The 17,987-nt window shown below is 70.9% G+C and carries 12 protein-coding genes; 8 read left to right on the top strand and 4 right to left on the bottom strand.

Going from position 1 to position 17,987, the window contains the following annotated elements:
* Nucleotides 1-69: 69 nt before the first annotated feature.
* Together AFM16_RS10190 and AFM16_RS10185 are read right to left on the bottom strand one after the other, a co-directional pair.
* Complete coding sequence (locus tag AFM16_RS10190) at nucleotides 70-726, bottom strand: MBL fold metallo-hydrolase (protein WP_030791361.1); 657 nt, start codon at nucleotides 724-726, stop codon at nucleotides 70-72.
* Nucleotides 727-736: 10 nt separating this feature from the next.
* Entirely contained in the window at nucleotides 737-1,423 is a 687-nt protein-coding gene (locus AFM16_RS10185; protein WP_030791358.1) for a maleylpyruvate isomerase family mycothiol-dependent enzyme, read from the bottom strand.
* Between the two features lie 222 nt (nucleotides 1,424-1,645).
* On the opposite strand from AFM16_RS10185, the gene uvrA reads away from it, so the two are divergent.
* Nucleotides 1,646-4,696 (top strand): excinuclease ABC subunit UvrA, encoded by a 3,051-nt coding sequence (uvrA, locus tag AFM16_RS10180; protein ID WP_078633100.1) that lies wholly within the window; start codon nucleotides 1,646-1,648, stop codon nucleotides 4,694-4,696.
* A gap of 57 nt (nucleotides 4,697-4,753) precedes the next feature.
* Here the strand turns inward: uvrA and AFM16_RS10175 are convergent, their stop codons facing one another.
* Nucleotides 4,754-5,665, bottom strand: coding sequence for a carbohydrate kinase family protein (locus AFM16_RS10175; RefSeq protein WP_078633099.1), 912 nt, complete (start codon nucleotides 5,663-5,665; stop codon nucleotides 4,754-4,756).
* Nucleotides 5,666-5,737: 72 nt separating this feature from the next.
* Nucleotides 5,738-6,802: a hypothetical protein gene (locus tag AFM16_RS10170; protein ID WP_245177668.1), complete on the bottom strand. Its 1,065-nt coding sequence runs from the start codon at nucleotides 6,800-6,802 to the stop codon at nucleotides 5,738-5,740.
* Nucleotides 6,803-7,080: 278 nt separating this feature from the next.
* On the opposite strand from AFM16_RS10170, the gene uvrC reads away from it, so the two are divergent.
* The 7 genes from uvrC to AFM16_RS10135 all read left to right on the top strand — a co-directional run bounded on the left by uvrC (nucleotide 7,081) and on the right by AFM16_RS10135 (nucleotide 17,986).
* Nucleotides 7,081-9,192 carry an excinuclease ABC subunit UvrC gene (gene uvrC, locus AFM16_RS10165; RefSeq protein WP_078633098.1) on the top strand — a complete coding sequence of 704 codons (2,112 nt, stop codon included), beginning with the start codon at nucleotides 7,081-7,083 and terminating at the stop codon, nucleotides 9,190-9,192.
* The gene (gene rapZ / locus AFM16_RS10160) at nucleotides 9,189-10,196 is read left to right on the top strand and encodes an RNase adapter RapZ (RefSeq protein WP_030791343.1); all 1,008 of its coding nucleotides are present in this window, start codon (nucleotides 9,189-9,191) and stop codon (nucleotides 10,194-10,196) included. Before uvrC ends, rapZ begins: the two co-directional genes overlap by 4 nt.
* A complete protein-coding gene (locus tag AFM16_RS10155) occupies nucleotides 10,193-11,260 on the top strand; it encodes a gluconeogenesis factor YvcK family protein (protein WP_030791340.1) in 1,068 nt (355 codons plus the stop codon). Before rapZ ends, AFM16_RS10155 begins: the two co-directional genes overlap by 4 nt.
* The gene (whiA, locus tag AFM16_RS10150) at nucleotides 11,251-12,240 is read left to right on the top strand and encodes a DNA-binding protein WhiA (protein ID WP_030791337.1); all 990 of its coding nucleotides are present in this window, start codon (nucleotides 11,251-11,253) and stop codon (nucleotides 12,238-12,240) included. Before AFM16_RS10155 ends, whiA begins: the two co-directional genes overlap by 10 nt.
* 205 nt (nucleotides 12,241-12,445) lie before the next feature.
* Complete coding sequence (locus tag AFM16_RS10145; RefSeq protein ID WP_078633097.1) at nucleotides 12,446-15,403, top strand: M14 family metallopeptidase; 2,958 nt, start codon at nucleotides 12,446-12,448, stop codon at nucleotides 15,401-15,403.
* A gap of 227 nt (nucleotides 15,404-15,630) precedes the next feature.
* Nucleotides 15,631-16,641 carry a type I glyceraldehyde-3-phosphate dehydrogenase gene (gap, locus tag AFM16_RS10140; protein ID WP_030791331.1) on the top strand — a complete coding sequence of 337 codons (1,011 nt, stop codon included), beginning with the start codon at nucleotides 15,631-15,633 and terminating at the stop codon, nucleotides 16,639-16,641.
* A gap of 133 nt (nucleotides 16,642-16,774) precedes the next feature.
* Nucleotides 16,775-17,986: a phosphoglycerate kinase gene (locus AFM16_RS10135; protein WP_030791328.1), complete on the top strand. Its 1,212-nt coding sequence runs from the start codon at nucleotides 16,775-16,777 to the stop codon at nucleotides 17,984-17,986.
* The last annotated feature ends 1 nt before the right edge of the window (nucleotide 17,987 follow it).

Below are 17,987 nucleotides of genomic sequence, written 5' to 3'. Positions count from 1 at the left end.
CCGACACGCGCCCCGGTGTGCGGCGGAGCGTCACGCCGGCGACGAGGTCACCACCCACACGCGTGGACGTCACCACCCGCGCGCGTGCCACTCCGGAAGGTGCGGCCGCTCCGCGCCGAGGGTGGTGTCGTTGCCGTGGCCCGGGTAGACCCAGGTCTCGTCCGGCAGTTCGGCGAAGATCTTCGTCTCGACGTCGGCGATCAGCCGGGCGAACGCCTCGGGGTCGTTGCGGGTGTTGCCCACGCCGCCCGGGAAGAGGCAGTCGCCGGTGAAGACGTGCGGGTGGCCGTGCGGGTCGTCGTAGACGAGGGCGATCGAGCCCGGGGTGTGGCCGACCAGGTGGCGGGCCGTCAGTTCGACGTTGCCGACGCGGATCACGTCGCCGTCGTCGACCGGGACGTCGGTCGCCACGGGGATGCCCGGGGCGTCCTCCCGGCCGGCGTAGGTGCGCGCGCCCGTGGCGGCCACGACCTCGGCGAGGGCCTGCCAGTGATCGCCGTGCTGATGGGTGGTGACGACGGACGCGATGCCGTCGTCACCGATCGTGACGAGCAGCGCCTCGGCGTCGTTCGCCGCGTCGATCAGCAGTTGCTCGTCCGTGGCCCGGCAGCGCAGCAGATAGGCGTTGTTGTTCATGGGCCCGACCGCGAGCTTGGTGATCATCAGGTCCTTCAGCTCGTGCACGTCCGCCGGGCCGCCGACCGTCACGTCTCCGCTGTACGTCATGACGGCCAGCCTATAGCGGCGGAAGGGCCGGGAGCGGTCCGCCGGCGACGGTCAGGGCGGATCCGTCGCGGCGCCCGGCGAGCCAGCCCAGCAGGTCGGCGGGGGAGCCCGTGACGGTCACCTCGGGCGCGTCGGCCTCCCGGCCGGTGTGCCACACGCGTGTGCCGTCCGTCAGCCGGGTCGGCGGCACCTCGGGATGCCCGGTGAACCGCTCCGCGAGGAACGCGGTCTCCCGCTCGGTGAACTCCGCCGGCAGGTCCTCCAGCGTGTAGCCGATCCCGAGGTCCACGTGGTGCAGCTCGACCTCCACCCAGCGCCGGAACGGCACCCGGGCCGCCGTGTCCGTGACGCCGTTGCGCAGCTCGACCGTGCGGGACCAGTCGGCGGGCACGGCCGCCGCGCGCCGCAGGCGCTCCGCGCTCTCCCGGACGTCCGTGAGCTGCTCCGGCAGGGGGCGCGGGGCGTCCCGCTCGATGTCGGCCTCCCGCACACCGGCGTCGACGTACATCGGGCGGCCCTCGAAGACGTTCACGAGCGCGTCCGCGTTGCGGGCGAGATGGGCGAGGACGTGGCCGCGGCTCCAGCCGGGCAGGAGTGACGGCTCGGCCACCGACGCGTTGTCCAGTTTGCCGACTGCGACGAGCAGCCGCTCGGTCGCGTCCTGTAGGGACTCCAGGTCATGAGCGTGATCAATCATGGTGCTGACCCTAGCCCCACCACTCCTTCGGGTGAAGGTGGCGGAACGTGGCCCGAAATCGAATGCACGTGCTATATGGTCGGTGGCGGCGTCGGGCATGCTGGAAGGTCGGGGGTTGTTGTCACCCGGTGGATCCGACCGGCGTTGTCAGTGGCTCCCCCTAGTCTGAGGAAGACGGGGGCCCCGCCCCTGTCACTTCACTCAAGAAAGGTGCGGACCGGCGTGGCCGACCGTCTCATCGTCCGTGGCGCGCGCGAGCACAACCTCAAGAATGTCTCGCTCGATCTGCCACGCGACTCGCTCATCGTCTTCACGGGCCTGTCGGGGTCGGGCAAGTCCTCGCTGGCCTTCGACACGATCTTCGCCGAGGGCCAGCGGCGCTACGTGGAGTCGCTCTCCTCGTACGCCCGGCAGTTCCTCGGCCAGATGGACAAGCCGGACGTCGACTTCATCGAGGGTCTCTCCCCGGCCGTCTCGATCGACCAGAAGTCGACCTCGCGCAACCCGCGCTCCACGGTCGGCACCATCACCGAGGTCTACGACTACCTGCGCCTGCTCTTCGCGCGCATCGGCAAGCCGCACTGCCCCCAGTGCGGCCGGCCGATCTCGCGCCAGTCGCCGCAGGCCATCGTCGACCGCGTCCTGGAGCTGCCCGAGGGCAGCCGCTTCCAGGTGCTGTCGCCGCTCGTGCGCGGGCGCAAGGGCGAGTTCGTCGACCTGTTCGCCGACCTCCAGACCAAGGGCTACTCCCGCGCGCGGGTGGACGGCGAGACCGTCCAGCTCTCCAGCCCGCCCACCCTGAAGAAGCAGGAGAAGCACACCATCGAGGTGGTCGTCGACCGCCTCACGGTGAAGGAGTCCGCCAAGCGCCGGCTCACCGACTCCGTCGAGACGGCCCTCGGCCTGTCCGGCGGCATGGTCGTGCTCGACTTCGTCGACCTCCCCGAGGACGACCCCGAGCGCGAGCGCATGTACTCCGAGCACCTGTACTGCCCGTACGACGACCTGTCCTTCGAGGAGCTGGAGCCCCGCTCCTTCTCCTTCAACTCGCCCTTCGGCGCCTGCCCCGAATGCACCGGCATCGGCACGCGCATGGAGGTCGACCCCGAGCTGATCGTCCCCGACGAGGACAAGTCGCTCGACGAGGGCGCCATCCACCCCTGGTCGCACGGCCACACCAAGGACTACTTCGGCCGGCTCGTCGGCGCCCTCGCGGACGCGCTGGGCTTCCGTACGGACATCCCCTTCGCCGGGCTGCCGCAGCGCGCCAAGAAGGCCCTGCTGTACGGCCACAAGACGCAGATCGAGGTCCGCTACCGCAACCGCTACGGCCGCGAGCGGGTCTACACGACCCCCTTCGAGGGCGCCGTCCCGTTCGTGAAGCGCCGGCACAGCGAGGCCGAGAGCGACTCCAGCCGCGAGCGCTTCGAGGGCTATATGCGCGAGGTGCCCTGCCCCACCTGTGAGGGCACCCGCCTGAAGCCGATCGTCCTCGCGGTCACGGTCATGGACAAGTCCATCGCCGAGGTCTCCGCGATGTCCATCAGCGACTGCGCGGACTTCCTCGGCGAGCTGAAGCTCACCGCCCGCGACAAGAAGATCGCCGAGCGGGTGCTCAAGGAGGTCAACGAACGGCTGAAGTTCCTGGTCGACGTCGGCCTGGACTACCTCTCCCTCAACCGCGCTGCCGGCACCCTCTCCGGCGGCGAGGCCCAGCGCATCCGCCTGGCCACCCAGATCGGCTCCGGGCTCGTCGGCGTCCTGTACGTCCTCGACGAGCCGTCCATCGGTCTGCACCAGCGCGACAACCACCGGCTGATCGAGACCCTGGTCCGGCTGCGCGACATGGGCAACACGCTCATCGTCGTGGAGCACGACGAGGACACCATCAAGGTCGCCGACTGGGTCGTCGACATCGGCCCCGGCGCCGGCGAGCACGGCGGCAAGGTGGTGCACAGCGGCTCCCTCAAGGAGCTGCTCGCCAACACCGAGTCGCAGACCGGGCAGTACCTGTCGGGCAAGAAGGCCATCCCGGTGCCCGACATCCGCCGCCCGCTCGACCCGTCCCGCAAGCTCACGGTGCACGGCGCCCGCGAGAACAACCTCCAGGACATCGACGTGTCCTTCCCGCTGGGCGTCTTCACCGCGGTCACGGGCGTGTCAGGATCCGGCAAGTCCACGCTGGTCAACGACATCCTGTACACCCACCTGGCCCGCGAGCTGAACGGCGCGCGCAGCGTGCCCGGCCGGCACACGCGCGTGGACGGCGACGACCTGGTCGACAAGGTGGTGCACGTCGACCAGTCGCCGATCGGCCGCACCCCCCGCTCCAACCCGGCCACCTACACCGGTGTCTTCGACCACGTCCGCAAGCTGTTCGCCGAGACCACCGAGGCGAAGGTCCGCGGCTATCTGCCCGGCCGCTTCTCCTTCAACGTCAAGGGCGGCCGCTGCGAGAACTGCGCGGGCGACGGCACGATCAAGATCGAGATGAACTTCCTCCCGGACGTCTACGTCCCGTGCGAGGTCTGCCACGGCGCCCGCTACAACCGGGAGACCCTGGAGGTCCACTACAAGGGCAAGTCCATCGCCGATGTGCTGAACATGCCGATCGAGGAGGCGGTGGACTTCTTCGAGGCGGTCCCGGCGATCGCCCGGCACCTCAACACCCTCAAGGACGTCGGCCTCGGCTACGTCCGGCTCGGCCAGTCCGCGACCACCCTCTCCGGCGGTGAGGCCCAGCGGGTCAAGCTCGCCAGCGAACTCCAGCGCCGCTCCACCGGCCGCACGGTCTACGTCCTGGACGAGCCGACCACGGGTCTGCACTTCGAGGACATCAGCAAGCTGCTGAGGGTCCTCTCCGGCCTGGTCGACAAGGGCAACACGGTCATCGTCATCGAGCACAACCTCGATGTGATCAAGACCGCCGACTGGATCGTGGACATGGGCCCCGAGGGCGGTGCGGGCGGCGGCCTCGTGGTCGCCGAGGGCACCCCGGAGGAGATCGCCGCGGTACCGGCCAGCCACACCGGCAAGTTCCTGCGCGAGGTCCTCGGAGCCGACCGGATCAGCGACGCGGCTCCGGTGAAGGCGCCGCGCAAGACGGCCGCCAAGAAGACGGTCGCGGCCCGGACCCCGGCGAAGAAGACGGCGACGGCCCGGACGACCGCGGCCAAGGCGACGAGCACCGCCAAGGCGACGAGCACGGCCAAGGCGGCCAAGACCGCCAAGGCGACGCCCGCGAAGAAGGCGGCGCGCTCGCGCAAGGCCTGACCGTCGCCACGGAACGACAGGGCGCCCCGCCGGAACTCCCGGCGGGGCGCCGTGCGTTCACAGGGTGCCGAGCTCGGCCAGGTACGGCGGTTCGGCTCCCGCGCGGGAGCAGGTGATCGCGGCCGCGTGCGCGGCGAAGCGCAGCAGCGTCTGCCACTCGGCGGGCGTCATCGCCTCCAGGGCCCGCACCGACAGCGCGTCGCTCAGGGAAAGCCCGTGCAGAAGCGCGGCGTTGACGGTGTCGCCGGCGCCGATGGTGTCGACGACGTCCACCTTCTCGCCGGGCGTCACATGCACGCCTCCGTCGTGGGTGAAGGCGGTGAGTCCGTCGGCGCCCTGGGTGATGACGACGGCGGAGGGGCCTGCGGCGAGCCATTCCTGTGGGGTGCCGCCGAGCCAGGTGGCGTCCTCCCGGGAGAGCTTGAGGAGGGTGACGGAGGGCAGCCAGGTGCGGAAGCGGGTGCGGTAGGCGTCGGGGTCGGGGATCAGGCCGGGCCGGATGTTGGGGTCCAGGGCGGTGAACAGCCCCTGTGCGGCGCTGTGGTGCAGGAGTTCCTCGTAGGCGCTGGCGCCGGGTTCGAGGACGAGGGAGCAGGTGCCGAAGGAGACGGCGAGGGTGTCCTTCGGCAGGGTGGTGGGGGTGGTGAAGAGGCGGTCGGCGGTGCCTTCGACGTGGAAGGTGTAGGCGGCGGAGCCGTCGTCGTCGAGGGTGGCGAGGGCGAGGGGGGTGGGTTCGGGGCCGCGCTGGACGGTCGGGGTCTCGACGCCGGCGGTGTGGAGGCCGTCGAGGAGGGCCTGGCCGTAGGTGTCGGTGGACAGGCGGGAGCAGAAGGCGGTGCGGGAGCCGAGGCGGGCGAGGGCGACGGCGGTGTTGTAGGGGCCGCCGCCCCGGGCGGGCCGCAGGGGCGCGAGAGCCCCGGGTTCTTGTGGCACCAGATCGATGAGGGCCTCACCGGCGACGACGATCACGCGAACGATCCCTTCACAGACTGCGGGCACGGCACTGACGCCGTGGACAGGATGACAGGCGCCGGGGCGCCGTCACTCCCACTCCCACCCGATGCCCACCATCCCCGACCGCACCCGGGGCTCCACGAGATGGACCGAGCGGTGGTGGTCGCTGAGGGGGAGTTCCTGGCGGCCCCCGCGCGGGGCGGCCGGTGAGTGCTGGGTGAAGCGGTGGCAGCGCAACGGCAGCGCGCCCCCGTCGAAACGGACCTGGAGCGCGTACTGGCCGCCCGCCGCGCCGAAACCGCGGACGTACTCGCGGGAGGCACCGGCGGTGCCGTCCTCGACGGCGTAGCGGAACAGGAAGGTGTCACCGGCCCGCAGCCGGGTGTCGAAGAGCAGCTCGGCCACCAGGACGCCGGTGCCGTGATGGCGGCGGATCCGGCCCGTGCGGCAGTTCTCCAGCGCGTGCACCGTCATCCGTTCGGGTGTGCAGCCGGGGTCCCCGTGGTGGACGGCGACGAAACGGTCCACCCCGTCGCGGTGCGCGCGCACGATGTGCTGCGACTCGCGGTGCTTCAGCTCGCGGCGGCCCCCGATGCGGACCCGCTCGTGATGGCCGAGGGTGTGCAGCCCGTCGTCGGGTGGGCACTCCAGTTCGGCAAGCAGCCGTTCGAGGGCGTCGCCGGCCTCCAGGAGCGAGCGGTAGGAGCGGCTCGCGGGCTGTCCGGTGGTGTCCTGGTCCCGGGTGTCGGTGTCCGCGAGCAGCCGGATCAGGGACTCGTCCGGCAGATGCAGGATCTCCTCCAGCGCGCGGACCGCGCGCAGCGACTCCGGGCGCTGGGGCCGGCGGGCGCCCTGCTGCCAGTAGCTCAGACTCGTGACGCCGACTTTGACCCCGTACCGCGACAGATGGTGCTGGACCCGCTGGAGGGGCAGTCCACGGGCGGCTATCGCGGCACGCAGCGCGACATGGAACGGGCCGCTCCGCAGGACCGTGTCCAGTTCCGCGGTGAGCGCGGAGACGGCGGACACGGCGGTTCCGGCCGTGACCGCGGGGACAGCGGTGAGCACCGGGCCACCGGCGACGGTGTCGTCCGCGGTGTGGACGGTGCGGGTGGTGTCGGGGGCGTCCGCGTGCTGTGTGGCGTGCGGCATGCAGGGGCCTCTCTGTGAATGCGCGCGACGGCTGGTCGGACCGTTCGCGTCGGGAACGGGGCCTCCTCGGCGACGCCGGGCCTCCTTCACATCCGTACGGCGTCCTTCAGGGCCTCGAGTTCCCCCGCATTGAAGCGTGTTGACCAAGTCCCGACAACACCTGATGCCCGAGTGGCACATGCGCCCGGCCGGTGGGCCGGGCAGGCCCCTTCGCGGACACCCCGACGGTTGTCCACAGCCCCGCCGGAGTGTCACCCCGCGCCAGTAGGGTGTGAGACATGGCCGACCCCTCCAGTTACCGCCCCAAGCCGGGACAGATCCCGGACTCCCCCGGGGTGTACCGATTCCGCGACGAGCACCGCCGGGTGATCTACGTCGGAAAGGCGAAGAGCCTGCGCCAGCGCCTGGCGAACTACTTCCAGGACCTGGCCGGCCTGCACCCGCGCACCCGCTCGATGGTCACCACGGCCGCCTCCGTGGAGTGGACGGTCGTGTCCACGGAGGTCGAGGCACTCCAGCTCGAGTACTCCTGGATCAAGGAGTACGACCCGCGGTTCAACGTGAAGTACCGCGACGACAAGAGCTACCCGTACCTCGCGGTGACGATGAACGAGGAGTTCCCGCGCGTCCAGGTCATGCGCGGCCACAAGAAGAAGGGCGTGCGCTACTTCGGGCCGTACGCGCACGCGTGGGCGATCCGGGACACCGTCGACCTCCTGCTGCGCGTCTTCCCGGTCCGCACCTGCTCCGCCGGTGTCTTCAAGAACGCCGCGCGTACGGGCCGTCCGTGTCTGCTCGGGTACATCGGCAAGTGCGCGGCGCCCTGCGTCGGCCGGGTCTCCGCCGAGGACCACCGGGAACTGGCGGACGAGTTCTGCGACTTCATGACGGGCCGCACCGGCACCTACCTCCGCCGTCTGGAGAAGCAGATGACGGAGGCGGCTGAGGAGATGGAGTACGAGCGGGCGGCCCGGCTGCGTGACGACATCGGCGCGCTGAAGAAGGCCATGGAGAAAAACGCGGTCGTGCTCGCCGACGCGACCGACGCCGATCTGATCGCGGTCGCCGAGGACGAGCTGGAGGCGGCCGTCCAGATCTTCCACGTCCGGGGCGGCCGGGTGCGCGGCCAGCGCGGCTGGGTCACCGACAAGGTCGAGGAGATCACCACGGGCGCCCTCGTCGAGCACGCCCTCCAGCAGCTCTACGGCGAGGAGACCGGCGACGCCGTGCCCAAGGAGGTGCTGGTCCCCGCCCTGCCCGACCCGGTGGAGCCGGTGCAGGAGTGGCTCACCGGGCGCCGCGGCTCCGGCGTCTCGCTGCGCATACCGCAGCGCGGCGACAAGCGCGCCCTGATGGAGACGGTCGAGCGCAACGCGCAGCAGGCGCTCGTCCTGCACAAGACCAAGCGGGCCTCCGACCTCACCACGCGCTCGCGCGCGCTGGAGGAGATCGCCGACGCCCTCGACCTGGACAGCGCGCCGCTGCGGATCGAGTGCTACGACATCTCCCACCTCCAGGGCGACGACGTGGTGGCCTCCATGGTCGTCTTCGAGGACGGCTTGGCCCGCAAGAGCGAGTACCGCCGTTTCCAGATCAAGGGCTTCGAGGGCCAGGACGACGTCCGCTCGATGCACGAGGTGATCACCCGCCGCTTCCGGCGCTACCTGGCCGAGAAGGAGCGCACGGGGGAGTGGACCGACGAGGAGCCGGACGGCGAGACCGGCGACGGCACCGGCCCCGACCTGGACGACCGCGACCCCGAGGACCGCGACCCCAGGGACCGCGGTCTCAAGGACGAGGACGGCCGTCCCCGGCGCTTCGCCTACCCGCCGCAGCTCGTCGTCGTGGACGGCGGCAAGCCGCAGGTGGCGGCGGCCCGGCGCGCCCTGGACGAGCTGGGGATCGACGACATCGCCGTCTGTGGTCTCGCCAAGCGCCTGGAGGAGGTCTGGCTGCCGCAGGACGACGACCCGGTCGTGCTGCCCCGCAGCAGCGAGGGCCTCTACCTGCTCCAGCGGGTCCGGGACGAGGCGCACCGCTTCGCGATCACCTACCAGCGCAGCAAGCGGGCCAAGCGTTTCCGGGCCGGTCCGCTGGACGACGTGCCGGGTCTCGGCGAGACCCGCAAGCAGGCGTTGATCAAGCACTTCGGCTCGGTGAAGAAGCTGCGGGCCGCGACGATCGACCAGATCCGCGAGGTCCCCGGCATCGGCCGCAAGACGGCCGAGACCATCGCCGTGGCCCTCGCCCGGGCGGCACCGCCCGCCCCCGCCGTGAACACGGCGACCGGAGAGATCATTGAAGAAGGAGAACCCGACACGACGGCGGGTTCCCCCGGAGAGCCCGTCCCGGCGGGCGCTCCGGAAGAACGACGGGGGCAGGAGCCATGAGCGAGCACGACGTGGAACCCAGGACCGAGCGAGAACAGACGTCCGCGACGGTCGCGCAGTCCGCGAAGGCGGCGCGATCCGCGAACCACGAAGACGGAGCACAGGTGAGTACGGACAGCACGCCGCCCGGGATCCCCGACGCGGCCATCCCCGAGCTGGTGATCATCTCCGGTATGTCCGGGGCCGGCCGTTCCACGGCCGCGAAGTGCCTGGAGGACCTCGGCTGGTTCGTGGTCGACAACCTCCCGCCCGCCCTGATCCCCACCATGGTCGAGCTGGGCGCCCGCTCCCAGGGCAATGTGGCGCGGATCGCGGTCGTCGTCGACGTGCGTGGCCGGCGCTTCTTCGACAACCTCCGCGAGTCGCTCGCGGACCTGGAGTCCAAGCACGTCACGCGGCGGATCGTGTTCCTGGAGTCCTCCGACGACGCCCTGGTGCGCCGCTTCGAGTCGGTGCGCCGCCCGCACCCGCTCCAGGGCGACGGCCGGATCGTGGACGGCATCGACGCCGAGCGCGAGCTGCTGCGCGAGCTGCGCGGGGACGCCGACCTGGTGATCGACACCTCCAGCCTCAACGTGCACGAACTGCGCGCCAAGATGGACGCCCAGTTCGCCGGCGAGGAGGAGCCCGAGCTGCGGGCCACCGTCATGTCGTTCGGCTTCAAGTACGGCCTCCCGGTCGACGCCGACCTGGTCGTGGACATGCGGTTCCTGCCCAATCCGCACTGGGTCCCGGAGCTGCGCCCCTACACCGGCCTCAACGACGAGGTCTCGGCGTACGTCCTCAACCAGCCCGGGGCGAAGGAGTTCCTGGACCGGTACACCGAACTCCTCCAGTTGGTTGCCGCGGGCTACCGTCGGGAGGGTAAGCGGTATGTGACCATCGCGGTCGGCTGTACGGGCGGCAAGCACCGTTCGGTCGCGATGTCGGAGAAGCTCGCCGCGCGTCTCGCGGCCGAGGGCGTGGAGACGGTGGTCGTGCACCGGGACATGGGACGGGAATGACAGGACGTACTCCGCGGCTGGGCCGGCTGCGCAGAGTGCCGCCGGACCGGCGCGTCGGCCGACAGGCCGAGGCAAGGGGCGCCCGGGCGCGCCGCCGCGGCACCCAGCCGAAGGTCGTCGCCCTCGGCGGTGGCATGGGGCTGTCCGCCTCACTGACCGCGCTGCGGCGCATCACCGGTGACCTCACCGGTGTCGTCACCGTCGCCGACGACGGTGGCTCCAGCGGACGCCTCAGGGACGAGCTGGGGGTGCTGCCCCCCGGCGATCTGCGCAAGGCCCTGGCGGCGCTGTGCGGTGACGACGACTGGGGCCAGACCTGGGCCCGGGTCATCCAGCACCGCTTCCAGTCCCAGGGCGAGATCAACGGCCACGCGGTCGGCAATCTGCTGATCGTCGCCCTCTGGGAGCAGCTCGGCGACCATGTCCAGGCCCTGGACCTGGTCGGCAACCTGCTGGGCGCGCACGGCCGGGTGCTGCCCATGTCCGCCGTGCCGCTGGAGCTGCAGGCGCTGGTCAAGGGGCACGATCCACGGCGGCCGGAGGACGTGGACACCGTCCGCGGCCAGGCCACCGTGGCCCTCACCCCCGGTGAGGTGCAGTCCGTGCACCTGGTGCCGCACGACCCGCCGGCCGTGCCCGAGGCGGTGGCGGCCGTCCTCGACGCGGACTGGGTGGTGCTGGGCCCCGGCTCCTGGTTCTCCTCGGTCATCCCGCATCTGCTGGTGCCCGAACTCCTGGACGCCCTGATGGAGACCAAGGCGCGCCGGGTACTCTCGCTGAACCTCGCGCCGCAGCCGGGAGAAACCGACGGCTTCTCCCCGCAGCGTCATTTGGAGGTTTTGGGACGACACGCCCCTAAACTCGCCCTGGACGTGGTGCTGGCCGACGAGGCCGCCGTGCCCGACCGGGACTCCCTCACCGACGCCGCCCAGCGGTTCGGAGCCGCGGTCGAGCTGGCGACGGTGGCCCGGACCGACGGAACGCCCCGGCACGACCCGGAGCTCCTCGCCGCCGCGTACGACCGTATTTTTCGGATGCATGGAAGGATCGGCCCATGGCGATGACGGCAGCGGTGAAGGACGAGATCTCCCGGCTACCCGTCACCCGGACCTGCTGCAGAAAGGCGGAGGTCTCGGCCATCCTGCGGTTCGCCGGCGGCCTCCACCTGGTGAGCGGCCGCATCGTGATCGAGGCGGAGCTGGACACGGCGATGGCGGCCCGGCGCCTCAAGCGGGACATCCTGGAGATCTTCGGCCACAGCTCGGAACTGATCGTGATGGCGCCCGGCGGTCTGCGCCGCGGCTCCCGCTATGTGGTCCGGGTGGTCGCCGGCGGTGACCAGCTCGCCCGGCAGACCGGACTGGTCGACGGCCGCGGCCGCCCGATCCGCGGTCTGCCGCCGCAGGTGGTCTCCGGAGCGACCTGCGACGCCGAGGCCGCCTGGCGCGGTGCCTTCCTGGCGCACGGCTCGCTCACCGAGCCCGGCCGCTCCTCCTCCCTGGAGGTGACCTGCCCGGGCCCCGAGGCCGCGCTCGCGCTGGTCGGCGCCGCCCGCCGGCTGTCGATCGCCGCGAAGGCCCGCGAGGTCCGCGGCGTCGACCGGGTCGTCGTCCGCGACGGCGACGCGATCGGCGCGCTGCTCACCCGCCTCGGCGCCCATGAGTCGGTGCTGGCCTGGGAGGAGCGCCGGATGCGCCGCGAGGTGCGCGCCACGGCGAACCGCCTCGCCAACTTCGACGACGCCAACCTGCGCCGCTCCGCCCGCGCCGCAGTCGCCGCCGGGGCCCGCGTCCAGCGCGCTCTGGAGATCCTCGCCGACGAGGTCCCCGAGCACCTCGCGGCCGCCGGCCGGCTGCGCATGGAGCACAAGCAGGCGTCCCTGGAGGAGCTGGGCGCGCTCGCCGACCCGCCGCTCACCAAGGACGCCGTCGCCGGCCGGATCCGCCGGCTGCTCGCGATGGCCGACAAGCGCGCCTCCGACCTCGGCATCCCGGGCACGGAGGCCAACCTCTCCGAGGAGCTGGCCGACAACCTCGTGGGCTGACGGAACGGCCGACGGAAACGCCGGTACAACGGCCGCCGGATCGGCCGAAAGAATCACTGACGCAACGTCATTTACCCGCCGCGGTAGTCCGATTGGGCTACCGCGGCGGTGTGTGACGGCCCGTGAGGCACCCTTGACTCGATCATGAACTGACACGAGCCTGACATCTGTTCGCCGGTGTGGCGGACCACTGCTAGGGGGGTTCATGAGACACAGAGCGAGATCGATCCTCGCTGTCGGCGCGCTCCTGATCACCGGAGCGAGCCTCGCACCCATCGCCCAGGCACAGAACGGCACGCCGGACCCGGCCTCCGACACCGACGAGGTCAAGGTCTTCCGTGCCGAGGTCACCAAGAAGCAGGTACCCCTGCTGCTGGAGGCCGGCCAGGACGGACACGAACTCAGCGAGCAGGCGCCCGAGAAGGGCACGGCCACCGTCGAGGTCTACCTCACCGACCAGCAGGCGCGGAAGCTGGAGGAGAAGGGGGTCGAGCTCACCGAGCACTCCCTCACCGCCGGGGCCGAGAAGCGGGTGGCGGCCGCCGCCGACGGGGTGTTCCGCCCGTACAGCGGCAGCGGCGGCCTCAAGGAGGAGATCCTCCGCACCGGCCAGGAGAACCCCGGTCTCACCAAGGTCGTCTCCATCGGCAAGACGATCAAGGGCCAGGACATCCTCGCGGTCAAACTGACCAAGAACGCGAAGACCTCCAAGGACGGCTCCAAGCCCTCCGTGCTCTACGCGTCCAACCAGCACGCCCGTGAGTGGATCACCCCGGAGATGACCCGGCGGCTCCTCCACCACTACCTGGACGCCTACAAGACGGACCGGCGGATCAAGAACATCGTCGACTCCACCGAGCTGTGGTTCGTCCTGTCGGCCAACCCCGACGGCTACGACCACACCTTCGAGAACACCGCCAACCGCCTGTGGCGCAAGAACCTGCGGGACGTCAACGGCGACGGTGTGATCTCCACCGGCGACGGCGTCGACCTCAACCGCAACTTCGCCTACAAGTGGGGCTACGACGACGAGGGTTCGTCCCCCAACCCCACCAGCCAGACCTACCGCGGCGCGAGCCCCGGCTCCGAGCCCGAGACCAAGGCGCTCGACGCCCTGGAGAAGCGGATCGGCTTCACGTACGGCATCAACTACCACTCCGCCGCCGAACTCCTGCTCTACGGCGTCGGCTGGCAGGTCGCCACCGACACCCCGGACGACGTCCTCTACAAGGCGCTCGCCGGCACCCCCGGCAACTCCGCGATCCCGGGCTACCACCCGCAGGTCTCCTCGGAGCTGTACACCACCAACGGCGAGGCGGACGGCCACGCGGCGAACGTCAACGGCACCGCGATGTTCACCCCGGAGATGTCGACCTGCCAGACCGCGTCCAACGCCGACCCGGACGACGAGTGGAAGGCCGCCGACTGCCAGTCGGTCTTCAACTTCCCCGACGACGAGAAGCTGATCCAGGACGAGTTCGCCAAGAACGTCCCCTTCGCGCTCTCCGTCGCCGAGTCCGCGGCCCGGCCCGACCGGCCCAAGTCCTCGGTCGGTCTGACCGCCGCCGACTTCACCCCGGCGCCCTTCACCACGTCGTACTCGCGCGGCGCGGACCAGGAAGTCTCCGTCGTCGTCCGCAAGGCGGTCCGCGACAAGGAGCTGAAGTACCGCGTCAACGGCGGCCGCACCCTCGACCAGGCCCTCCGGCCCTGGAAGGGCGGCGAGACCTACGGCGGCGAGGACAACCTCTACTTCGACGAGTACCGCGCCAAGGTGCAGGACGGCGAACCGGGCGACAAGGTCGAGGTCTGGTTCAGCGGCGAGACCAAGGACGGCAAGAAGGTCACGAGCGAGCACTTCACCTACACCGTCGCCGAACGGCCCCGGGCCGACACCCTGGTGGTCGCCGAGGAGGGCGCGGCCGCGACGCAGGCGCAGACCTACGTCGACGCGCTGAAGGCCAACGGCCGCAGGGCGATCGTCTGGGACGTCGCCACCCAGGGCGCCCCCGACGCGCTCGGTGTGCTCGGCCACTTCGGCACCGTCGTCCACTACACGGGCGCGAGCGTCCCCGGCAACCCGACCCAGTTGGAGCTGCGCGCCTTCCTCAACGAGGGCGGCAAGCTGATCGAGGCGGGCGAACTCGCCGGCGGCAACGTCGACCTCGGCGACGGCACCCCGTCGAACGACTTCAGCCAGTACTACCTGGGCGCCTACTCCCGTACGTCGACCCCCGGCGCCACCGGGTTCACCGGCTCCGGAAGCCTCGCCGGATCCGGCGGCGCCCTCGGCGCGGCCCCCGGCAACCCGCTGGACCGGGCCGGCACCTACGGCGTCACCTCGGACGAACTGCCCGCGACCCGGTTCCCGCAGTTCGCCAGCGCAGGCGCCGGACAGTTCGCGGGCACCGTCAACCCGTACGGCCCGTACAGCGGTGCGTACATGGCCGCCGCGGTGCACACCGACGACGCCTACAAGCGCCTCACCCGCACCGTCGACCTCACCGGGGTCACCGCCGCCGACGCTCCCGCGCTGCGCACCCGGCTGCTGTGGGACACCGAACCCGGCTACGACAACGCGATCGTGGAGATCCACACCGTCGGCGGCGACGACTGGACCACGCTGCCCGAGGCGGGCGGCGCCACCGGCACCGCCGTACCCGAGGAGTGCGGGGCCGGCTTCTACATCGCCGAGCACCCGTGGCTGCGGCGCTATCTGACGCTGGGCGCCAACACCTGCACCGCCACCGGCACCAGCGGCTCCTGGAACGCCCTCACCGGCGCCTCCAGCGGCTGGCAGCAGGTGAGCTTCGACCTCAGCGCCTACGCCGGCAAGCAGGTCGAGATCTCCCTCGCCTATGTCACCGACCCCGGTTCGGGCGGGCACGGCGTCCTCGCCGACGACGCCTCGCTGGTCGTCGGCGGCACGGCCACCGAGACCGAGGGCTTCGAGACCTCCCTCGGCGCCTGGAGGGCGTCCGGCCCGCCCGCCGGCAGCCCCGCCGTACTGAAGGACTGGACGCGCACCGGAGCGCTCTTCCAGACCTACGGCGCGGTCACCACCGACGACACCGTGCTGCTCGGCTTCGGCCTGGAGCACGTGGCGTCGGCGGCCGACCGCAGAACGCTCATCGGTAAGGCCCTCGCATCACTTGATCAGTGACGCGCTGTCCCAAGTGCCTTGACGCACCGTAGTAAAAACGGCCGTCAAGGCCCTCCGACCAGGGCGGTCCGTACCCCTACTGGCGGGTACGGACCGCCATGCCGTGTATGGGCGAAGTCGATGTCACCACGGGGCCCACGGAGAGGTAGGGTCGTGGGTGGTCGGGGACATCCCAAATACAGCTCGCCGGCACCGCATGGCCGGCGTACCAACGAGGAGATCGGTTCGTGACGATCCGCGTAGGCATCAACGGCTTTGGCCGCATCGGTCGTAACTACTTCCGCGCGCTGCTGGAGCAGGGTGCTGACATCGAGATCGTGGCTGTCAACGACCTGGGTGACACCGCCACCACCGCGCACCTGCTGAAGTACGACACCATCCTGGGCCGCCTGAAGGCCGAGGTGTCGCACACCGCCGACACGATCACCGTCGACGGCCACACCATCAAAGTCCTGTCCGAGCGCAACCCCGCCGACATCCCGTGGGGCGACCTGGGCGTCGACATCGTCATCGAGTCGACCGGCATCTTCACGAAGAAGGCCGACGCCGCCAAGCACATCGCCGGCGGCGCCAAGAAGGTCCTCATCTCGGCTCCGGCCAAGGACGAGGACATCACCATCGTGATGGGCGTCAACCAGCACCAGTACGACCCCGCCGAGCACAACGTCATCTCCAACGCCTCCTGCACCACCAACTGTGTGGCGCCGATGGCCAAGGTCCTCGACGAGAACTTCGGCATCGTCAAGGGCCTGATGACGACGGTGCACGCGTACACCAACGACCAGCGCATCCTGGACTTCCCGCACTCGGACCTGCGTCGCGCCCGCGCCGCCGCCGAGAACATCATCCCGACCACGACCGGTGCCGCGAAGGCCACCGCCCTGGTCCTCCCGCAGCTCAAGGGCAAGCTGGACGGCATCGCGATGCGCGTCCCGGTCCCCACCGGCTCGGCCACCGACCTCGTCGTCACGCTCCAGCGCGAGGTCACCAAGGACGAGGTCAACGCCGCGTTCAAGAAGGCCTCCGAGGACGGCGACCTCAAGGGCTTCCTCGCCTACACCGAGGACGCGATCGTCTCCTCGGACATCGTCGGCGACCCGGCCTCCTGCACCTTCGACTCCTCCCTGACCATGGTCCAGGAGGGCAACACGGTGAAGATCCTCGGCTGGTACGACAACGAGTGGGGCTACTCCAACCGCCTCGTCGACCTGACGGTCTTCGTCGGCGACCAGCTCTGATCGCCGGATCAGGCACCTCGATGTGACAGCAGGGCTCGGGCAGCGCAAGGACGCGCCGCCCGGGCCCTGAGTCGCGTGCGCGACCGCCCTGTCTACGATCACGGAGCATCAACAGCCCTCGGGAGTCCCTTTCATGAAGACGATCGACGAACTTCTCGCCGCAGGCGTGGCCGGCCGGCGGGTCTTCGTCCGCGCCGACCTCAACGTGCCGCTGGACGGAACCACCATCACCGACGACGGCCGCATCCGCGCCGTCCTGCCGACCGTCAAGGCCCTCGCCGACGCGGGCGCCAAGGTGGTCGTCGCCTCCCACCTGGGCCGCCCCAAGGGCGCCCCGGACCCGGCGTTCTCCCTCGCCCCCGTCGCGGCCCGCCTCGGCGAACTGCTCGGCACCGGCGTGGCCTTCGCGACCGACACCGTCGGCGACTCCGCCCGGGAGACCGTCGCGGGCCTCCAGGACGGCCAGGTCGCCGTCGTGGAGAACCTCCGCTTCAACGCGGGCGAGACCGCCAAGGACGACGTCGAGCGCGGCGCCTTCGCCGACCAGCTCGCCGAACTCGCCGACGTCTACGTGGGCGACGGCTTCGGCGCCGTGCACCGCAAGCACGCCTCGGTCTTCGACCTCCCGGCCCGCCTGCCGCACTACGCCGGCTACCTCATCGCCACCGAGGTCGACGTCCTGAAGAAGCTCACCGAGGACGTCCGGCGCCCCTACGTCGTCGCGCTCGGCGGCGCCAAGGTCTCCGACAAGCTCGCCGTCATCGACGAACTGCTCGGCAAGGCCGACCGCATCCTCATCGGCGGCGGCATGGCCTACACCTTCCTCAAGGCCCAGGGCCACGAGGTCGGCATCTCGCTGCTCCAGGAGGACCAGGTCCCGGCCGTGCGCGAGTACATCGAGCGCGCGGAGAAGACCGGCGTCGAACTGGTCCTGCCGGTCGACGTCCTGGTCGCGGGCGAGTTCCCGGACCTGAAGACCAAGGCCCCCGCGCACCCCACCACCGTCGCCGCGGACGCGATCCCCGCCGACCAGGAGGGTCTGGACATCGGTCCCGAGACCCGCAAGCTGTACGCCTCGAAGCTCGCCGACGCCGCCACCGTCTTCTGGAACGGCCCCATGGGCGTCTTCGAGCACCCCGACTACGCCGAGGGCACCAAGGCGGTCGCCCAGGCCCTCGTCGACTCCCCGGCCTTCACGGTCGTCGGCGGTGGCGACTCCGCCGCCGCCGTCCGGATCCTGGGCTTCGACGAGAACGCATTCGGCCACATCTCGACCGGTGGCGGCGCCTCCCTCGAATACCTCGAGGGCAAGACGCTCCCCGGCCTCGCCGCACTGGAGGACTGAC

Origin of the sequence: Streptomyces antibioticus (assembly GCF_002019855.1) — a bacterium.
GTDB lineage: Bacteria > Actinomycetota > Actinomycetes > Streptomycetales > Streptomycetaceae > Streptomyces > Streptomyces antibioticus_B.
The sequence above is the reverse complement of the archived record's forward strand: the minus strand, read 5'-3'. Positions and strand labels throughout refer to the sequence as shown.

What these genes read in the sequence shown, in the direction of transcription:
- AFM16_RS10185 (WP_030791358.1), bottom strand. Translation starts at nt 1,423, where the DNA reads ATGATTGATCACGCTCATGACCTGGAGTCCCTACAGGACGCGACCGAG.
- AFM16_RS10190 (WP_030791361.1), bottom strand. Translation starts at nt 726, where the DNA reads ATGACGTACAGCGGAGACGTGACGGTCGGCGGCCCGGCGGACGTGCAC.
- AFM16_RS10155 (WP_030791340.1), top strand. Translation starts at nt 10,193, where the DNA reads ATGACAGGACGTACTCCGCGGCTGGGCCGGCTGCGCAGAGTGCCGCCG.
- AFM16_RS10135 (WP_030791328.1), top strand. Translation starts at nt 16,775, where the DNA reads ATGAAGACGATCGACGAACTTCTCGCCGCAGGCGTGGCCGGCCGGCGG.
- AFM16_RS10170 (WP_245177668.1), bottom strand. Translation starts at nt 6,802, where the DNA reads ATGCCGCACGCCACACAGCACGCGGACGCCCCCGACACCACCCGCACC.
- rapZ (WP_030791343.1), top strand. Translation starts at nt 9,189, where the DNA reads ATGAGCGAGCACGACGTGGAACCCAGGACCGAGCGAGAACAGACGTCC.
- AFM16_RS10145 (WP_078633097.1), top strand. Translation starts at nt 12,446, where the DNA reads ATGAGACACAGAGCGAGATCGATCCTCGCTGTCGGCGCGCTCCTGATC.
- uvrC (WP_078633098.1), top strand. Translation starts at nt 7,081, where the DNA reads ATGGCCGACCCCTCCAGTTACCGCCCCAAGCCGGGACAGATCCCGGAC.
- whiA (WP_030791337.1), top strand. Translation starts at nt 11,251, where the DNA reads ATGGCGATGACGGCAGCGGTGAAGGACGAGATCTCCCGGCTACCCGTC.